Source organism: Mesorhizobium sp. ES1-4 (assembly GCF_020164745.1).
Classification (GTDB): domain Bacteria; phylum Pseudomonadota; class Alphaproteobacteria; order Rhizobiales; family Rhizobiaceae; genus Mesorhizobium.
The window spans coordinates 1-15,759 of record NZ_JAIUGV010000008.1 but is presented as its reverse complement, the minus strand read 5'-3'; the positions used below and the strand labels follow the sequence as shown (position 1 = coordinate 15,759).

Genomic DNA, 15,759 nt, shown 5'->3' with positions numbered 1-15,759 from the left:
TTTCCGGTCCCTCTCAGCGCTCGATATGGCCTGGCGTCGCCAGGAACGCCACGACATCGTGGCCGCCATGTTGAGTCCATGTCGAAGCGATCTCGCCGGCATTGGCTCGGCCGCCGAGGAAACCTGACGCCGCGTATTGGTTGAACAGTGCGATGAGGTTCGATATCGGTGCGGTCGTGATCGCCGGGGGATCCGTGACCGTCATGGTCCGGGATGGCGAACTCGCGGCTTCGCCCGAGGTCGTATTGCTCGCAACGACTGTCAGCGTGGCAACTGGATGGCCCGTGCCGCCATAGGAGGACGCAAGCGTGAGCCCCGCAAGCGGCTTACCTTTCGTCGACGAGGTCTCACTGACCGTCCATGTGTAGGTGCCGTTCGATTGCCGCGCCTTGCTGACATTGTAGCCGTTAGGAGCCGTGATCGTCTCGTAGCTCGGCAAGCCCGCGATCTTGACAGTGACGCTATCGTCGGAATCGACAGGAGTTGCCGTGATCCCGAGTGCCACCGAGCCATGTGCCTGGACTGTCAGCGCCGTGTTGGCGATGGTCAGGATCGGCGCCTCGGGCTTGTTGTCTTCCTCGACCGTGAGGCTCCTGGTGGCGGGCGGGGCGAGGTTGCCGGCCTTGTCCGCCACATCGGCGGTGACGGTATAGACGCCGTCGATGAGCGCCTGTGCCTGCGCACTCGTCACATTCACCGACCAGGCATTGTTCTTATCCGACGCCGTATAGCTGTCGACGACCACATTCTGACTGTTGACAATATTGACAGTGACGGCCTGGCCGCTCTCGGCATTGGTCGAGGTGCCGCCGATGGCGAATCCGGTCGATGCTTCCGCGGCATTGATGTTGTTGTTGCCAGCTATCGTGCTGATGGCGATCGTCGGCACCGTCGTATCGATCTGCAATATGCCGGCTGGATTGTAGTTGGTGGCGCCGGAGAGGTTGGCATTGGCGCCGAAAGCGTCCTTGATGGTCGACCCGTTCAGATTGAGCGAGGAAACGATCAGGTCGGACGTGTTCTGTCCGGCAAGCACCGTATAGCTGAAGCTCAGTGCGGTCGTGCCCGAACCGCCGCTGTAGCTCGCCGCTCCGCCGTCGTTGAGGACGAGCTTCGGCGAACCGCCCGCGGTGCTCACCGTCACCGCCGCACTGAAGTTCACTGTCAGGGTAACGACCTTGCCGGCATTCAGGTCGCCATTGCCATTGGCGATCCCGGTACCGGACGTCGAGATCGAGGCGACCGTAGGCGCCGTGTCGATTTGCAATAGTCCGGCCGGATTGTTGTTGGTGGCGCCCGAGAGATTGGCATTGTTACCCGCGCCATCGCTGATGGTCGATCCGTTCAGATCGAGTGAGGCAATGGTCAGGTCGGGCGTGTTTTGCCCGGTGAGCACGGTGTAGCTGAAGCTTAGTGCCGTCGTCCCCGAGCCACCGCTGTAGGTCGCTGTTCCGCCATCGTTGAGAACGAGCCTCGGCGAACCGCCTGCCCCATTCACCGTCACTGCCTCGCTGAACTTCACCGTCAGGGTAACGATCTTGCCGGCATTCAGGTCGCCATTGCCGTTGGCGATCCCGGTGCCTGACGTCGAGATCGAGGTGATCGTCGGCGGCGCTGTGTCGATCTGCAATATGCCCGCCGGATTGTAGTTGGCGGCGCCCGAGAGGTTGGCGTTGTTTCCGAAAGCGTCCTTGACGGTCGACCCGTTCAGATTGAGCGACGAGACGGTCAGGTCGGACGAGTTCTGCCCGGCGAGTACCGTATAGCTGAAGCTCAATGCCGTCGTGCCCGAGCCGCCAGTGTAGGTCGCTGTGCCGCCGTCGCTGAGGGCGAGGCGTGGCGAACCACCTGTAGTGTCCACCGTCACGGCTGCGCTGAAATTCACAGTCAGCGTGACGACCTTGCCAGGATTCAGGTCGCCATTGCCGTTGGCGATCCCCGTGCCGGACGGTGAGATCGAGGCGATGATGGGACCTGCGTCCTGAACAACGACATGTGCGACGGCAGTCTGCCACCAATTGTTCGCGATGTATTCGTTCGATATCCAGAACGAATTCGGATTGTTGGGGTCCACGACGGCCGAGGAGTTGGCGCCCCAGCGATTGGTGTCCAGGGCGAATGGCTGCGAACTCGCCTGATAGAGGGTCGGAGTGGTGAACCCAAAGCCCAGATTGTCAGTCTTGCCAAGGACATAATAGTCCGACGGAAGCATGTTCGGGCCGCTGGCATTGAAATTTATGATCACGTCGCCTGCCGCATCGACGGCGATCGAGCCGTTGAATGTCGCCACGTTCGCGCCGATCGTGTTGCCGGATATGGTGCCTTGCGCCACGACGACAGGATTGGCCGGGTTGCTGACGTCGATCTTGAACCAGTGGACGTTCGGAACGCTCGACCCGGTCGGCTTGATTTCGTTCGTGCCGTAGAGGAATCCATTGGCGTAGACGAGGTTGCCGATTCGACCGTCGTTGACGTCCAGGAGCACGCTGGAACCTTGCTGCTGAGCGACGAAAGTCGTGCCGCCGCTGCCTTGGTCGATGTTGCCGAAAGAGATGTTGGCCATGGACCCAAACGTGTTCGAAGCCACGTCATAGGTTTGCAGCGCCAGGAAGCTCTGCCCGCCGCTGTTGTAGGTGCTTGCAAAGTACGTCTTGCCATTGTTGCCCGCGACATCGCGGAAGATGCCCAAACTCGGGTCCGTCAACTGGGTCGCTATGACGGTCGGCGTGCCGCCATTGTAGATGCCGCCGCCCGCTCCGGCCGTATCGCTGATGACCCACAACTCCGATCCTAGATAACCTGGACCGGAGGCGTTGTATTGCGGAGACGCGATGTAGATGTTGGTTCCGTCGACCGCCAGCGTCGGCTCGTCGGATTCGGTCGCCACGCCATTGATGACCGTCGAGGTGCTGATCGAACCGAAATACCAGCCATCGTTTGGATTCGAATCCTTGGAAACCGCAAACACTTCACTGGTGCTGCCGGGGCTGGTATGCGGATTGAGATTTTCAGTGCTGTAGACGAAGCGGTTGTTGACGGCATCGTATGCGCTGAAGGTGTCTTTCAGGGAGCCAACCCATGAACTTGCTCCCCCTGGTGGGGGGAAGAAGCTATAGGCCGACATGTTCGTAGCGGCGGTGCCGGCGAGGTTTGTCCATCCGACCCGCTGCCCCTCGGCCATCACAATATTGCCAGGTCCCACCGCAAGGCCATTGTCCGGCGGATCATCGGAGGGGTCCGAGATGCCCTTGAACAGGGTCTGGACCGATGATGCCGGCGTCGTGATCGTGTAAGTGACCGGCGCGCTGACCCCGGCATTGCCGGCGATATCGATATTTCTCGCCGTCAGGGTATTTGTACCATCGGTCAAGGTGATGGTGCCGCTCCAGGTTCCGTCCGCCTGGACAGTCGCGGTTCCCGCCTGGGTCGTGCCGTCGAATATCGCGACTGTCGTGCCAGGGCCCGAAATATCGGGATCGCTGACAGTTCCCGTCACGGTCAGCGCTGGCTGACTGGCCGAGCCGCCGGCATTGGTGATCGTCACCGTAGGCGACGTGGTATCGAGTGTGAACGTCAACGAGGCAGGTGAGGGATTCCCAGGCGCGCCCGTCTCGCTGGCCACGATCGTATGCTGTCCGTCCGCGAGCCCTGTCGGCGTGAAGGTCCAGGCACCGCCATTGCTGGCCGTTACCGTGGTCGAGATCGCGTTGCCATCCACCGTGAAGGACACGACGGCGTTCGCAATGCCGGTGCCGGTCAGCTTGGCATTACTCGTGATTTGGTCGCTCGACGATGCGCCGGTGTCTTTGAGCAGACGATCGGTCACATTCGCGGTCGGCGTCTGGATCGCGACCTGTGCCACCGACGTCTGCCACCAGCCATTGGCGACATATTCATTCGACAACCAGAAGGAATTCGGATCGCCGGGATCCGCGGTCGCTGAGGAATTGAACCCCCAACGCTGCACATTTCCTCCATCGCCATTGGCGAGATAGCTGGTGCTTGCCTGATAGAGAACGGGTGCGCTGAAGGCGCCCGAGGGGTCGGCGGCAGCCTGAAAACTGTAATAGTCAGCCGGATACATGCCCGGGCCGCTGGCGGTGAAATTGATGATGACGTCGCCCGCCCCGTCGACGGCAATCGAGCCGTCGAATGTGGCAACTCCGTTACCGATCGCAGCGCCCGGCACATCGCCCTGGGCCACGAGGGTCGGACTGCTGGGGTTGCTCATATCGATCTTGAACCAGTGGACCTGTGGAACGCTGGAGCCGACCGGCATCACCTCGGACACGCCGTAGAGAAATCCATTGGCATAGGCGAGGTTCTGGATGCGCCCATCGCCGGCATCGAGCAGGACGCTCGTTCCCTGCTGCTGGGCCGTGAAATCGTTTCCTCCGCCACCCTGGTCGATGTTGCCGAGGGACACCGTGGCCGCCGGGCCGAAATTGTTCGTCGCGAGGCTGTAGGCCTGCACGGTCACCTGGGTCTGGCTGCCGGTGTTCACCACCGAGGCGTAGTAGGTCTGGCCATTGTTGCCGGCGACGACCCGAGCAATACCCTGATCGGGCGCCGCAACCTTGTTGGCGACCACAGTCATCTTGCCGCCGTTGTAGATGCCGCCACCGGCTCCCGCCGTGTCTCCGATGACCCATTGTTCCGTGCCGGCAAAGCCGGAGACATTGACGTTGTACTGAGGTGCCGTGATGTAGATGTTGGTGCCGTCGAGCGAGACGGTCGGCTGATCGGCGGCCGTCAACTGACCGTTGATCGAAAGCGAAGTGTTCAGCGAGTAGAAATACCAGCCGTCATCGGGGTTCGAGTCCCGCGATACCGCGATGTCGATATTGCTGATCGCACCGTTCGAGCCGATATTGTCGATGGTGACGACATATCTTTGGTTGACGCTGTCATATGCCGCGCGCGGATCGAACAGCGCATTGGTCGCGGTCGGATCAAGCGAACCGAAGAACTGATAGACCGATTGCAAATTCGCCATGCCGCCGGACAAATCCGTCCACTCGACCTGCGATCCTTCAGCAGTGACTATGTTGTTTGGGCCGACGGCGAGCGCATTGTGCGGCGGGTCGCTCGAAGTATCGGAAATACCGGAGAGCAAGGTATTGATCTGAGACGAACTGGTCATTCGAAACTCCCGATCGGAGTGGAGGATCATCATCCCCTGATAACCCCGGACATCGATCCGATCCTCGTGAGATCGGACGGTTTCCTCCCCTCGCGCAATTCCTCGATACGCCCCGACTTTTGTGCGGCCTGGACGACAAACGCCGTATAGTCCCCGCCTGACGCATCCTGAATTGGCGCAGTGTTCGGAATAAATCGGGGCGCCGCCGCGCGCACCCTCCATTCGAATGATACAGGGCTCCATTCCCCACAAGGCGGTATGGTCCAGGCACGAGCAAAGGCGACGCGGACCATTCGCATTTCCCGCTAAACCTGTTCTGGTCCGAGTGTAACGAGTACAGGTCGGATCACGAACGCGAGCCAGGATCAAACGCCGTGAGCCGGGCGGCCCGGTGGTTACAGTCGGGGGCGATCGGTCAACCGCCGGGCCTAACCGGCTGGCTTGAGGTAGGTTTGCCGGCTGGCGATATCATGCGCTTGAGCTGGTGGAATGGCATCATTCGAACGGCGGGCTTGCCAGGGCAAGGGCGGTCTTGTCGTCAGCCGCGAGGGCAGCCTGCGAGTGGCCGACGATCCCCACGATACCGCATATGCGAACAGCCCCGATTCCTTGCGGAAGGCCGAGTTTGCCATTGTGGCGGATCAACTCCACGCAGAGAACCCTCTAGCGTCTCTCAGTTCCTTGAGAAGCAGAGAACAGTCGAGTTCCTCAATGAATGAAACCCGCAAATCCGCCTCTGCTAGCAAAGATAGAGTACGAAGCGATCTCAATCTCGCCATCTTGGCGGCGCGTTTGGCGCGCTCGCCATCGGCGACGGCCTTCGCGGACCGACCAAATTCATTGTATCGCGGCCAACTTATCTGTCGGATGTCGCGAAGTCCTTCAGGAGACATGTATCGTATCCTCTCCGGCATTGAGCAACTTGCGCAGCCAAAGGCCTGTCCGGACATCCCATCTTCTGCGGTTGCGCGGCGCTCGCACTCATCGATCCCACAAGCTCGTCCGTTTGTCGCCGTTCATTGTGATGAAGGCAGTTCCAACAAGACGGCCCTGTCGCTACGGGCGCCACCTGTCGGTCTTCATGGCCTCACGATTGATCGAACCGCGACAAATACCGTATTCGTTCGAATGATGCCTTCCGCTGGCGCACGCGCATATTTTCCCCAGCCGGCGACCAATCACCCCAACGCTAGCCGGTTAGGCTCGGCGCTTGGCCGAGAAAAACGGCGGGCTGCCGGGCCGCTCCATGACTGATGTGCCGCGTTCGCAGCGCTGCTTGCGATTGCGCTGCTCCCAACGTACTTGATCCTCACTCACGCGATTGTAGATTGTCGCCAGATGCTGGCGGCTGCAACCGACCGAAGGATCAGAAATCGGAGGTGGGTGCGGCTCGCTCCCAACCGTCATTGGCGGAAGGCCCGGGACATCTGATCGGTAAGGGGCTTCATCAGGTAAGACCAGACACTGCGCTGGTCCGTGCTTATGTGGACTTCGGCCGGCATTCCCGGTTTGAGCACCTTTGCTCCCGTCAGGCAGTCCACCTTGTTTTCAACACTGACACGTGCCGAGAAATACGAGAGCTGGTGTTGCTGATCTTTGATCAGATCCGCCGAAACGCGCCGAACCTTGCCTCGGCAGGCAGGCGTGGTGCCGGCATCGAAAGCCGGAAAGCGGATTGACACAGGCTGACCAGGACGAACGTCGTCGATGCGCGACGGAGGGATGAGCGCATCCACGACGAGATCGTCGGTATCGGGAACAACCATCATGAGCACTTCCCCGGCACCGATCACACCGCCGATCGTGTGGACGGACGATTCTTGTATTGTTCCCGACTGGGGAGCGCGGATGGTCGTTTTGGTCAGTTCATCCTGCGCCACAACTCTGCGCTCGTTGAGGTCCGTCACCTTGGCTTCCGTCTCGCGGAGTTCGCCCGTGACGTCGCTGCGCCTTTGCTCACCCAGTTGGAGGATTTGCAACTCGGTCTCACTGATCCGGGCTTCCGTCTCGGCGACTGCCGCGGCAAGGCGTCCGGATTCTCCATGAGCCCGCGTCGCTTCCAACCTGACGTTGCTCACCCTCTCCTTGGACACCAGCTTTTTCGAATAGAGCGCTTCGACGTCGACCCGGTCGTGATCAAGGAGGACCACAGACTCATCTGTCGCGGCCTGCTGCGCTTTCAGTCCCTCGATCTGATTCTCAAGTTGTTTCGAGCGGCTTTGCAACTGCGCCGTTTGCCCTGCCAACGCAGCTGCACGGCTTTCGAACACGGCACGCTCGCCGTTGACAAGTCCGGCCAAGTCCGGATTGCCCCTCTCGGCCTCGAGGCTGGCCGGAAGCGTCATTTCCGGCAGCCCCTGTCGCTCGGCCTCAAGTCGTGCAAGACGAACGGTAGCGCGATCGAGGTTGTCATTGATTATCTGCAGGTTGGCCCGCATCAGCGTGTCGTCGAGCCGGACCACCACCTCGCCGGCCTGCACATGATCACCGTCTTGCACGAAGATTCCGCCGATGGTGCCGCCGGTCTGATGTTGGACTTTCTTTATGTTGCTTTCGACCACCACGGTGGCGGGCGCGATCACCGCGCCGGCGATTTTGGTCAAGCCGAGCCAAAGCCCTCCACCGGCAATCAGCGCAATCGTGGTCACCAAGCCGAGGATAAGATTGGCCCGTATGCCATCCGCGTCGTCGAGTGATTTGGTCTCGGTCCCTCCACCGTCAACCGGAGTGTATGACGACATTGCCACGTCAGACACAGAGCAAGACCTCAGGCATGGCCGCTCAGCCCTTTCTGCAGCGGGACGACCGAACTTGGCCGCTCTGCTGCCGGTGGGAAGGGCCGGATAACGTTCGCCAGAACCTCGTCGCGTGAGCCAAAGGAATGAAGCCTCCCATTCGACATTACGAGTACCGTGTCGATATTGGTCAGGGCAGAGGGACGATGCGCAACAACTACGACGATGCCTCCGCGCCGGCGCACCGCCAGGATTGCCCCAGCCAAGGCGGCGTCGCCATCCACGTCCAGGTTTGAGTTCGGCTCGTCGAGGACGACGAGAAACGGATCGCCGTAAAGTGCCCTGGCAAGCCCGACGAGTTGCCTCTGTCCAGCCGACAGAGCCGTTCCTCCTTCCCCTACCCGCGTTTGAAAGCCCGCCGGCAAGCGCATGATCATCTTGTCTATGCCTGCCGCTCTGGCAGCTGCCAGCACGCCTCTGGCGTCGCCCTTGCCGCCGAACCGTGAAATGTTGTCGGCAACCGTACCGTCAAACAGCTCAACATCCTGCGGCAAATATCCAATATGGGCGCCGAGCCGTTCCGGACCCCATTGATCGAGAGAGGCCCCGTCCAACCTTACCGTTCCATGAAACGGCTTCCACACGCCTACCAAAGCGCGCACAAGCGTGGTTTTTCCGGACCCACTGGGACCGACGATGGCCATCCCAGCGCCCCCCGACAATTGGAAGCCCACATTGACTACTGTCGGTTTCTGCTGGCCTGGCGGTGCTATTGTCAGGTCCTCGATCGCAAGCATGGCCTGTGGGCGTGGCAGTTCCATAGGCTCGTTCTGGCCGCCGAAAGCGGCCAGAACAGCCGCCAGTTGGAAATAGCTCTGCCGAAACGCCACAAACCCCCGCCAGTTTGCAATCGCCGCATCAACCGGTGCCAGTGAGCGCCCCAGCAATATGGAAGACGCAATGATTACGCCTGGCGAGGCCTCGCCACCGATCACGAGATAGGCGCCAAGCCCGAGAACCGAAGACTGCAAGGCCATCCGGAGCGCCCTCGATAGTGAACCGGCGGCGCCAACGATGTCGGACAGGCGCTCCTGCTGCATGAGATACGCATGATTGACGTCGCTCCAGCGCCGGCCAAGCCGCCCCGAAAGGCCCATGGCACGCACGACCTCGGCGTTCCGGCGGCCGGAATCGGCAAGGGTCCGCTGTGCGAGAAGTGCTTCAGACGCACGCTCGACCGGTCCGCGGCCGAGGATTTCTGCGACCACCGTCAACAGCACGACGACAATCGCACCAACCGCTGCCAGCATGCCGAGCCACGGATGTAGCAGGTAGATGACCACCAGATAGAACGGTATCCAGGGGGCGTCGAAGATGACAGTCGGCCCCACCCCGGAAAGAAAGCCGCGCAACTGATCCAGATCACGAAGCGGCTGCACCCGGCTCGCGTCCTGCCCGGCAATGAGCGGTAGAGAGAGCGAGAGCGCGAAGACCTTTTGCTGCAGGTTTTTGTGGACGCGATTGCCGATTCGAACCAGCAGGCGAAGCCGCACGAAATCGAGCACTCCATAGACCGCGTACAGGCCCAGCATCCCGATCGTAAATCCGACAAGTGTCGGAACGCTCTGCGAAGGGAGGACCCGATCGTAGACCTGAAGCATATAGACGGAGCCGGTGAGCGCCAGAATGTTTATGACCGCGGAAAACAGGCCAACACCAGCCAGCCCTGGTACACAGCCCAACATGGCGGCACGCAGATCGAGCGAGCGCCCGTCCCTCGGCCTCATGGCCTGCGCTCTTTGACGCGAAATCGCCCCGCGACCTTGTTGGCTGTGCCGATGAAGGACAGCCTTTTATCTTCCTTGAGCAGCATGCTTCCCCTCGAAATAGAACATCATGCCCCGCTAATGTGTGGACTCTGGGCAAAATGCAGCAAAATCGTGACGTAACCCCCGAGAACTCGAAGCTGGCTTACAAAAGCGGGGGATAAGGCGCTGAAAGCATTGGTTTGCGGACAGTCGGAAACTGGCGCCGAGCGCTTGCTCGCTATGCCCTCGGAGTCGACGCGGCATTTTCAGGACGGGTCATTCCTGCGTGGTTCCATACACCGGACTTGATTGCGCCTTTGGGATCGCGTCTTTCGAACTGTGTCGGTCCGACCGGGGCTGTACTATTGTGCAGCAGCGCTTTCGAGGTCGCTCGTGAACCTGACCTCAACGGTGTCGCCGGGCGCCACCGCCGCGTCTTCGTCGGCGGCCAGTTTTCGCCACTCATCACCTACTTTGCGGACGATCGTCACCTGGGCCCGGACTGTTTCGCCTGCAATCGGAAGGGGCAGCGCGGATGCTCCGGTCGGTTGCAATTTCTGGCTGGTGGCATGAAGTTTCGAGGTAAGGTCCGCCAGTAGCGCGTCGGTGTCTTTCAGTTCGGTCAGGAGGTCGATCCTTCTCTGGTTGTCGACGTGCTCGCGCTGCCTGGCGTAATCGTCCTGCTGATGTTGTGTGCGCATCAGTTCGACCGATGTTTGAAGCGCCCCGCTGGACGAGAGCAGCAGGGCGCGCCGGACGTCAGCCAGTCTGTTGTTGGTCAGGTTGCCTGCTTCATACAATTTGGTTACCCGCGCCATGTCCTCCTCATCCGCCTTGACCCCCTCGGCCTCAACCTCCTGGCGCTTGGCAAGCACCTCGACCTGAGCCGCCGTGTCTTTCTCGGCCTTGTCGAGGAAACTCTGCTCCTGCTGATAGTCACCAAGGGCGATCTTGAGTGCCTCGCTTTCGGACTGGGCGATCACCGCGCCGACGCTGTCCGGCAGCGGCGAGCCTTGCGGCATCTTGGTGTCAAAGCGGTCCTTGTTCTCAAGTTCGGCCCGAATGCGGGCGCCGTGCAGGTAGGCCTTGGTATACTCGCCCCAAAGCGATTCGTAGTCGCGTCGCAAATCAACCGGATCAGGGCCATTCTGATTTGCCCGCGTCCGCAAAAGGCTGAACCCACCTGAAACCGCGACTGCCTGCCGGACGGTCATCAGCGGACGATAGGTTTGCTGTCCTGGGGTGAGCACGTCGCCAGTCACATAGATCGGACGGTACTCGGCGATGATGGCGGTCACGTCGCTTGGCTTGATGACGATCATCTGCTCTTTTCCGTCAGGCAGGCGCATACGAAAAATCTTGCTCGGCAGGATGGTTTCCATGCGTTCCTGCAACTGTGTCGAAGTCAGCCCCCCGACCGAGATCATGCCGACTTCGGGAAGTGCGATCGTACCGTCCATCTGGACCACGGCACGCTGTGTGCGATCGGGAATGGAGGCAATTCCTATGTCGACTGTGTCGCCCGGAGAAAGTTGGTAGGGGGCCGAAATGTCTGCCGCCGCGGCCACTCGCACGGTGCAGAAGGCGACGATGAGGGCGAGAGCATGTCGATTAGTGAAGACCATTTGCGACAACCTCAGTTGGCTTCGAATGGCCCTCCCGAGGCCAATCGATGCGAGCGACGAAATCGTAGACTGGACCGCCAGGCGCGCCACAGTTGCTCGACCAAATCACCTGCGAACCATCTGGGGATGGCGAGGCGTGGTATTTGTCGCCGCAGACGATGCCTTTGCCGAGTGCGCCTGGCTCGGTGATGCGCGTGAAAGCCTTGCCGGACACCGGATCCCTCGTCGATTGCAGATAGTCGGGCCGATCCATCGCCGCCGGCACTGCAAACTGTGCTGGTGCGTTGCTCTCCTGGCTTCCGGCCGCCTGCAGAACCAGGCACATGGAGCCTGCAATCAACATCAGAGGCCATGCACGACGGCGAAACAGGGTCATGTCATATAGCCCTTTTCCCGGCGTACACGGCCTTCACCAAGGCGCGCGCGCCACCACGCGATGGTTCGCTCCAGGCCGTCGCGCAAGCTGGTCTGTGCCCGCCATCCAGTCTCACTTTCAAAGCGCGAGGAATCCGCGAGCAACGCTCGCACCTCCGAGTTTTGCGGCCGCAAACGGCTTTCGTCGCGATGGACCGGCTTTTTGGAGCCGCTCAGTTCAAGCACAAGATCCAACACATCAGAGATCGTCACGGCCCGCTGACTGCCGGCGTTGTAGGCGCGGCCGAATTCGAGCTCGGCCAAACCTGCCGTCAAGAACGCCGCCGCCGTGTCCTCGACAAAAGTGAGGTCACGGATCGGGCTGGTATCCCCAACCATGATCGCCCGGCAGTTCGAATCGAGGGCCTGCCGTATGATGGTCGGCACGATTGCCCGTTCACTCTGACGCGGGCCGTAGGTGTTGAAGGGCCGCATGATGACTACGGGAACATCGAACGACCTGGCATAGGACTCTGCCATCATGTCGGCGCCGATCTTGGATGCCGAATATGGCGACTGTCCCTGCAGCGGGTGGGTTTCGCCGATGGGCATGGTCAGCGCGGTGCCATACACCTCGCTCGTTGAGGTGTGCACCACGCGCTCAGTCTCCCATTGGCGCGCCGCTTCGAGCACATTCACGGTGCCCAGTATGTTGGTCTCCACATAGGATTGAGCAGCCGCATATGAATACGGAATGGCGATCAGTGCCGCCAGGTGGAACACGACCGCCTGGCCACGCACGATCCGGTTGAGGAACGCGCTGTCGCGAACGTCTCCGCGGACGAGCTTCAGCCGGCTTCGAACAGCGTCCGGCAAGTCATCCAGCCAACCGTGACTGTCGAATGAATTGTAAAGGGCCAGTGCCGTGACGTCAGCCCCGTCGCGGGCCAGCGCTTCGGTGAGATGCGACCCGATGAATCCATCCGCGCCGGTGACCAGTACTTTCTTGCCGTTGTAGGCCATGACCAAGCCTTCCCCCTAACCTGAAGCACTGATCTCCGGGATCCAAGAGCGGCCGAGCATGTCCAAGGCTTCTCAAACGCCGACCGGCGGCCGAGCCGGGCGAAGGATTGCCAGAAAGCCGCGCATCATCCAGGCGATGTCAGAGCCGATCGTCCGCTTAGGATAGTAGGAGAGGTCGATCCTCGCCTTGGCCGGAAACAAGATCTCCCGGTAAAACCGCAGCGGATCCACGCATTGCGGATAGAGGCAGGCTTCGTGCCGGAAGAGGGTCTGCGAGGGACCGAGCAGGCCCGGTTTGTATTGCAGCAAGGGCTCGAAGCCGCCAAGGAAACAGTCCGCGAAGGCAAGGCTTTCCGGTCGTGGCCCGACAATTGCCATTTCGCCTTTCAGGACATTCCAGAGTTGCGGCAACTCGTCGAACTTCGCAGCCGCGAGAAGCCGGCCAATCGGCGTCATGCGAGAGTCGCCGGCGACAGTCAGCGGAAGACCATGCGTGCTACAGCGGACGGCGAACTTTCGGAACTTGTACATGCGGAAGGACCGGCCGCCTGTGCCCAGGCGGGTCTGGACGAACAAGACAGGCCAGCCGCTTTCGAGCATAAGGGCCACGGCGATCAGCAGCATCAGCGGAGCCAGAACCACGACCGCTGTCATTGCCAGGGCGAGATCAATCGCTCGTCTAGCGAGCCCGTGGGCCGGGTTTGGGGCGAAGTGTCGATGCAGGGATAAATCCGGAGCATTCATGCCGCTGTTTCCGCTTGCATACAATTGGCCAGCGCGCTTGCCAAAGCGGCCACAACAGCTTCGACCGCCGGCGAAGTGATCTGGGGATGAAGTGGAATTGTCAGTTCGCGCTGAGCGAATTCGTCTGTCACCGGCAATTCGATCCCTGGAAATCGCTCGCGATAGAACGTCATCCGGTGCACCGGAGGATAGTGGATGGTGGTTTGTATCCCCTCGTTTCGCAAATGGTCGACAACGTCTTGCCGGTTGGCCAAGCTCGGCAGAAGGATCGGCATGATATGGTAAGCGGATGTCCGCGGTTCGCTGAACGGGACCGTCACCGCCGGGCAATAATTTGCGATGAGGCGCCGGTATAGGACGACAAGAATGCGCCTGATCTCATTCCACTCCTGCAGATTCTGCAATTGCACCAGGCCGATTGCCGCCCTCAATTCGTCCATGCGATAGTTGAAGCCAAGCATGGTGACGTCATACTGCGGCGTGCGGCTGTTCAACCGCTGTTGGGTGCCGGTGGTCATCCCATGCCCGCGGGCCCGGCGAATCCTGTCGCGCAGGTCGGGATCCCTGGCGATCACGGCCCCACCCTCCGCCGTTGTCATGTTCTTATTGCCGTAAAAGCTGAAGGCGGCGGCGGCGCCAAACGTCCCGACTTGCTTCAAGCCTGGAGCATGCGCGGCGTCCTCTATGATGTGCAGCCCGCGGGCGCGGGCGAACTTCTGCCATTGCTCCCGGTCGGCGAGGTAGCCCGCGAAGTGTACGAGAATTACAGCCTTGGTGCGCGACGTGCAGCGTGCTTCCGCCTCGACTATCGACATCAACGGCACGTCGGCTGACTCGATGTCGACAAAGACGGGACTCGCGCCGACGTAAAGCACCGCGTTCGCGGTCGCCACGAAGGTCATGGACGGAACCAGCACCTCGTCGCCGGGCCCTATTCCGAGTGCATGCAGAATAAGATGAAGCGCTGCTGTGCAAGAACTGACCGCGACGCAGTCCTCAGCCCCATGCATGTCGGCAAAGGCCTCTTCAAAGGCCCGTACCCGGTCGCCCATGGTCAGCCAGCCGCTATCAATCACCTTCGATAGAGCCGCCTTCTCCGGCACGCCCAGGATCGGGGCGCTCACCAAGAGCATCGTAACCTCCCTGGCTGTCGTTGGCAGCCTCGCGACATCCGTTTTTTCATGCTGCCGCAGCGGCGACTTCGATTGAAGCCGACTGCTCTTCCCACGCTATCGCTTGTGCGCTCTGGAAGTCGTCGACGCGACCGATGTCGAGCCAGAGACCGTCATGTTTAAAAACGTGCACGGTCGTGCCGCCCTGCATCATCTGCAGCATCAAGTCGTCGAACCCGTATGGCACGCCGGAGGGAATGAACTGCAGAACGGTCGGGTCCATGCAGTAAATTCCCATACTGACAAGATGGGAAAGCGTCGGCTTCTCGCGGAAGAGCTGTACGGCATTGTTCACTTCGTCAATGACACCGAAGTCCATCTTGATCACGCGGCATGCCGTCGCGATCGTCACCGGATCCTTGTGCAGCCGGTGAGCAGCTATAAATCGGCTGAGGCTTAGGTCGGTAAGGACATCGCCGTTGAGCACGAGAAATGTTTCGGTCAGTTCATCCCTGATCAGGGACAGCGGTCCGATGGTGCCCAGCGGCTCCATTTCCTGCGTGTATTTGATCTTCATGTTCCATTGCGAGCCGTCGCCGCAGACGCTGCGGATCAAGTGCCCGAGATATCCGGTCGTGATATAGACGTCGTCGATGCCGTTGCGACGCAGCCATTTCAGGAGCAATTCGAGAACCGGCCGCGCACCGATCGGCATGAGTGGCTTTGGCAGGACCGATGTGAAGGGGCGAAGGCGTGTCCCCATTCCACCGCATTGAATCACCGCTTTCATCCAAGCCTCCCAAGGTCATTGAGCCCAAGCGTCATCATCACCAGTCGACTGCCGAATGAGTCCTCGAAGGGTCGCCCCTTAGCCCGATCCGAACACTGCATCGTGAATGGTATGGCCACTCAGAAGTGGTGTCGTCGTGCATTCGAATGGCAACGTCCCGACGGGTTTCTGGCTCAGATAGTCGCGAAGGATCAAGGAGAAGCCTAAGCGATGGGACCCGACTATGGGACCAATGGAATCCGCGTTTGCAGCGAAAAGGCAGACATCCGCCACGCGTAGGAACTGGCCTGTGGCAAGAGCCAAAAAACCGTGCAGCACACCGAGCCCGCAATCCGGCTCGACATCGTCCGGCAGCCCCCTCGGGTCAGGTTCAAAAAAGAGAGAAGCTTTTCGCTGAATTGGACTATATTAGGGGTAAGTGATGT

The 15,759-nt window shown here is 60.5% G+C and carries 9 protein-coding genes; all 9 read right to left on the bottom strand.

What is annotated here, in order from left to right; translation table 11 throughout:
• Positions 1 to 13 precede the first annotated feature (13 nt).
• On the bottom strand, positions 14 to 5,143 hold the full coding sequence (locus tag LB556_RS16415; RefSeq protein ID WP_224568738.1) for a beta strand repeat-containing protein: 5,130 nt from the start codon (positions 5,141 to 5,143) through the stop codon (positions 14 to 16).
• A 1,403-nt stretch (positions 5,144 to 6,546) separates the two neighbouring features.
• Complete coding sequence (locus LB556_RS16410) at positions 6,547 to 7,884, bottom strand: HlyD family type I secretion periplasmic adaptor subunit (RefSeq protein WP_224568737.1); 1,338 nt, start codon at positions 7,882 to 7,884, stop codon at positions 6,547 to 6,549.
• A 26-nt stretch (positions 7,885 to 7,910) separates the two neighbouring features.
• Complete coding sequence (locus LB556_RS16405) at positions 7,911 to 9,665, bottom strand: type I secretion system permease/ATPase (protein ID WP_224568736.1); 1,755 nt, start codon at positions 9,663 to 9,665, stop codon at positions 7,911 to 7,913.
• Positions 9,666 to 10,048: 383 nt separating this feature from the next.
• Entirely contained in the window at positions 10,049 to 11,311 is a 1,263-nt protein-coding gene (locus LB556_RS16400; RefSeq protein WP_224568735.1) for a polysaccharide biosynthesis/export family protein, read from the bottom strand.
• A complete protein-coding gene (locus LB556_RS16395) occupies positions 11,298 to 11,687 on the bottom strand; it encodes a hypothetical protein (protein ID WP_224568734.1) in 390 nt (129 codons plus the stop codon). The genes LB556_RS16400 and LB556_RS16395 overlap by 14 nt, the downstream gene beginning before the upstream one ends.
• The gene (locus LB556_RS16390) at positions 11,684 to 12,688 is read right to left on the bottom strand and encodes an SDR family NAD(P)-dependent oxidoreductase (protein ID WP_224568733.1); all 1,005 of its coding nucleotides are present in this window, start codon (positions 12,686 to 12,688) and stop codon (positions 11,684 to 11,686) included. The genes LB556_RS16395 and LB556_RS16390 overlap by 4 nt, the downstream gene beginning before the upstream one ends.
• Positions 12,689 to 12,760: 72 nt before the next feature.
• Positions 12,761 to 13,432: a sugar transferase gene (locus LB556_RS16385; protein ID WP_224568732.1), complete on the bottom strand. Its 672-nt coding sequence runs from the start codon at positions 13,430 to 13,432 to the stop codon at positions 12,761 to 12,763.
• Positions 13,429 to 14,565: a DegT/DnrJ/EryC1/StrS family aminotransferase gene (locus tag LB556_RS16380; protein WP_224568731.1), complete on the bottom strand. Its 1,137-nt coding sequence runs from the start codon at positions 14,563 to 14,565 to the stop codon at positions 13,429 to 13,431. Before LB556_RS16380 ends, LB556_RS16385 begins: the two co-directional genes overlap by 4 nt.
• 46 nt (positions 14,566 to 14,611) lie before the next feature.
• Positions 14,612 to 15,334, bottom strand: coding sequence for an NDP-sugar synthase (locus tag LB556_RS16375; protein ID WP_224568730.1), 723 nt, complete (start codon positions 15,332 to 15,334; stop codon positions 14,612 to 14,614).
• Between the last annotated feature and the right edge of the window lie 425 nt (positions 15,335 to 15,759).

Excerpts from the sequence above, each read along its gene's own strand:
- LB556_RS16405 (WP_224568736.1), bottom strand. The coding sequence starts at position 9,665 with ATGAGGCCGAGGGACGGGCGCTCGCTCGATCTGCGTGCCGCCATGTTG.
- LB556_RS16390 (WP_224568733.1), bottom strand. The coding sequence starts at position 12,688 with ATGGCCTACAACGGCAAGAAAGTACTGGTCACCGGCGCGGATGGATTC.
- LB556_RS16385 (WP_224568732.1), bottom strand. The coding sequence starts at position 13,432 with ATGAATGCTCCGGATTTATCCCTGCATCGACACTTCGCCCCAAACCCG.
- LB556_RS16410 (WP_224568737.1), bottom strand. The coding sequence starts at position 7,884 with ATGTCGTCATACACTCCGGTTGACGGTGGAGGGACCGAGACCAAATCA.
- LB556_RS16380 (WP_224568731.1), bottom strand. The coding sequence starts at position 14,565 with ATGCTCTTGGTGAGCGCCCCGATCCTGGGCGTGCCGGAGAAGGCGGCT.
- LB556_RS16400 (WP_224568735.1), bottom strand. The coding sequence starts at position 11,311 with ATGGTCTTCACTAATCGACATGCTCTCGCCCTCATCGTCGCCTTCTGC.
- LB556_RS16415 (WP_224568738.1), bottom strand. The coding sequence starts at position 5,143 with ATGACCAGTTCGTCTCAGATCAATACCTTGCTCTCCGGTATTTCCGAT.
- LB556_RS16395 (WP_224568734.1), bottom strand. The coding sequence starts at position 11,687 with ATGACCCTGTTTCGCCGTCGTGCATGGCCTCTGATGTTGATTGCAGGC.
- LB556_RS16375 (WP_224568730.1), bottom strand. The coding sequence starts at position 15,334 with ATGAAAGCGGTGATTCAATGCGGTGGAATGGGGACACGCCTTCGCCCC.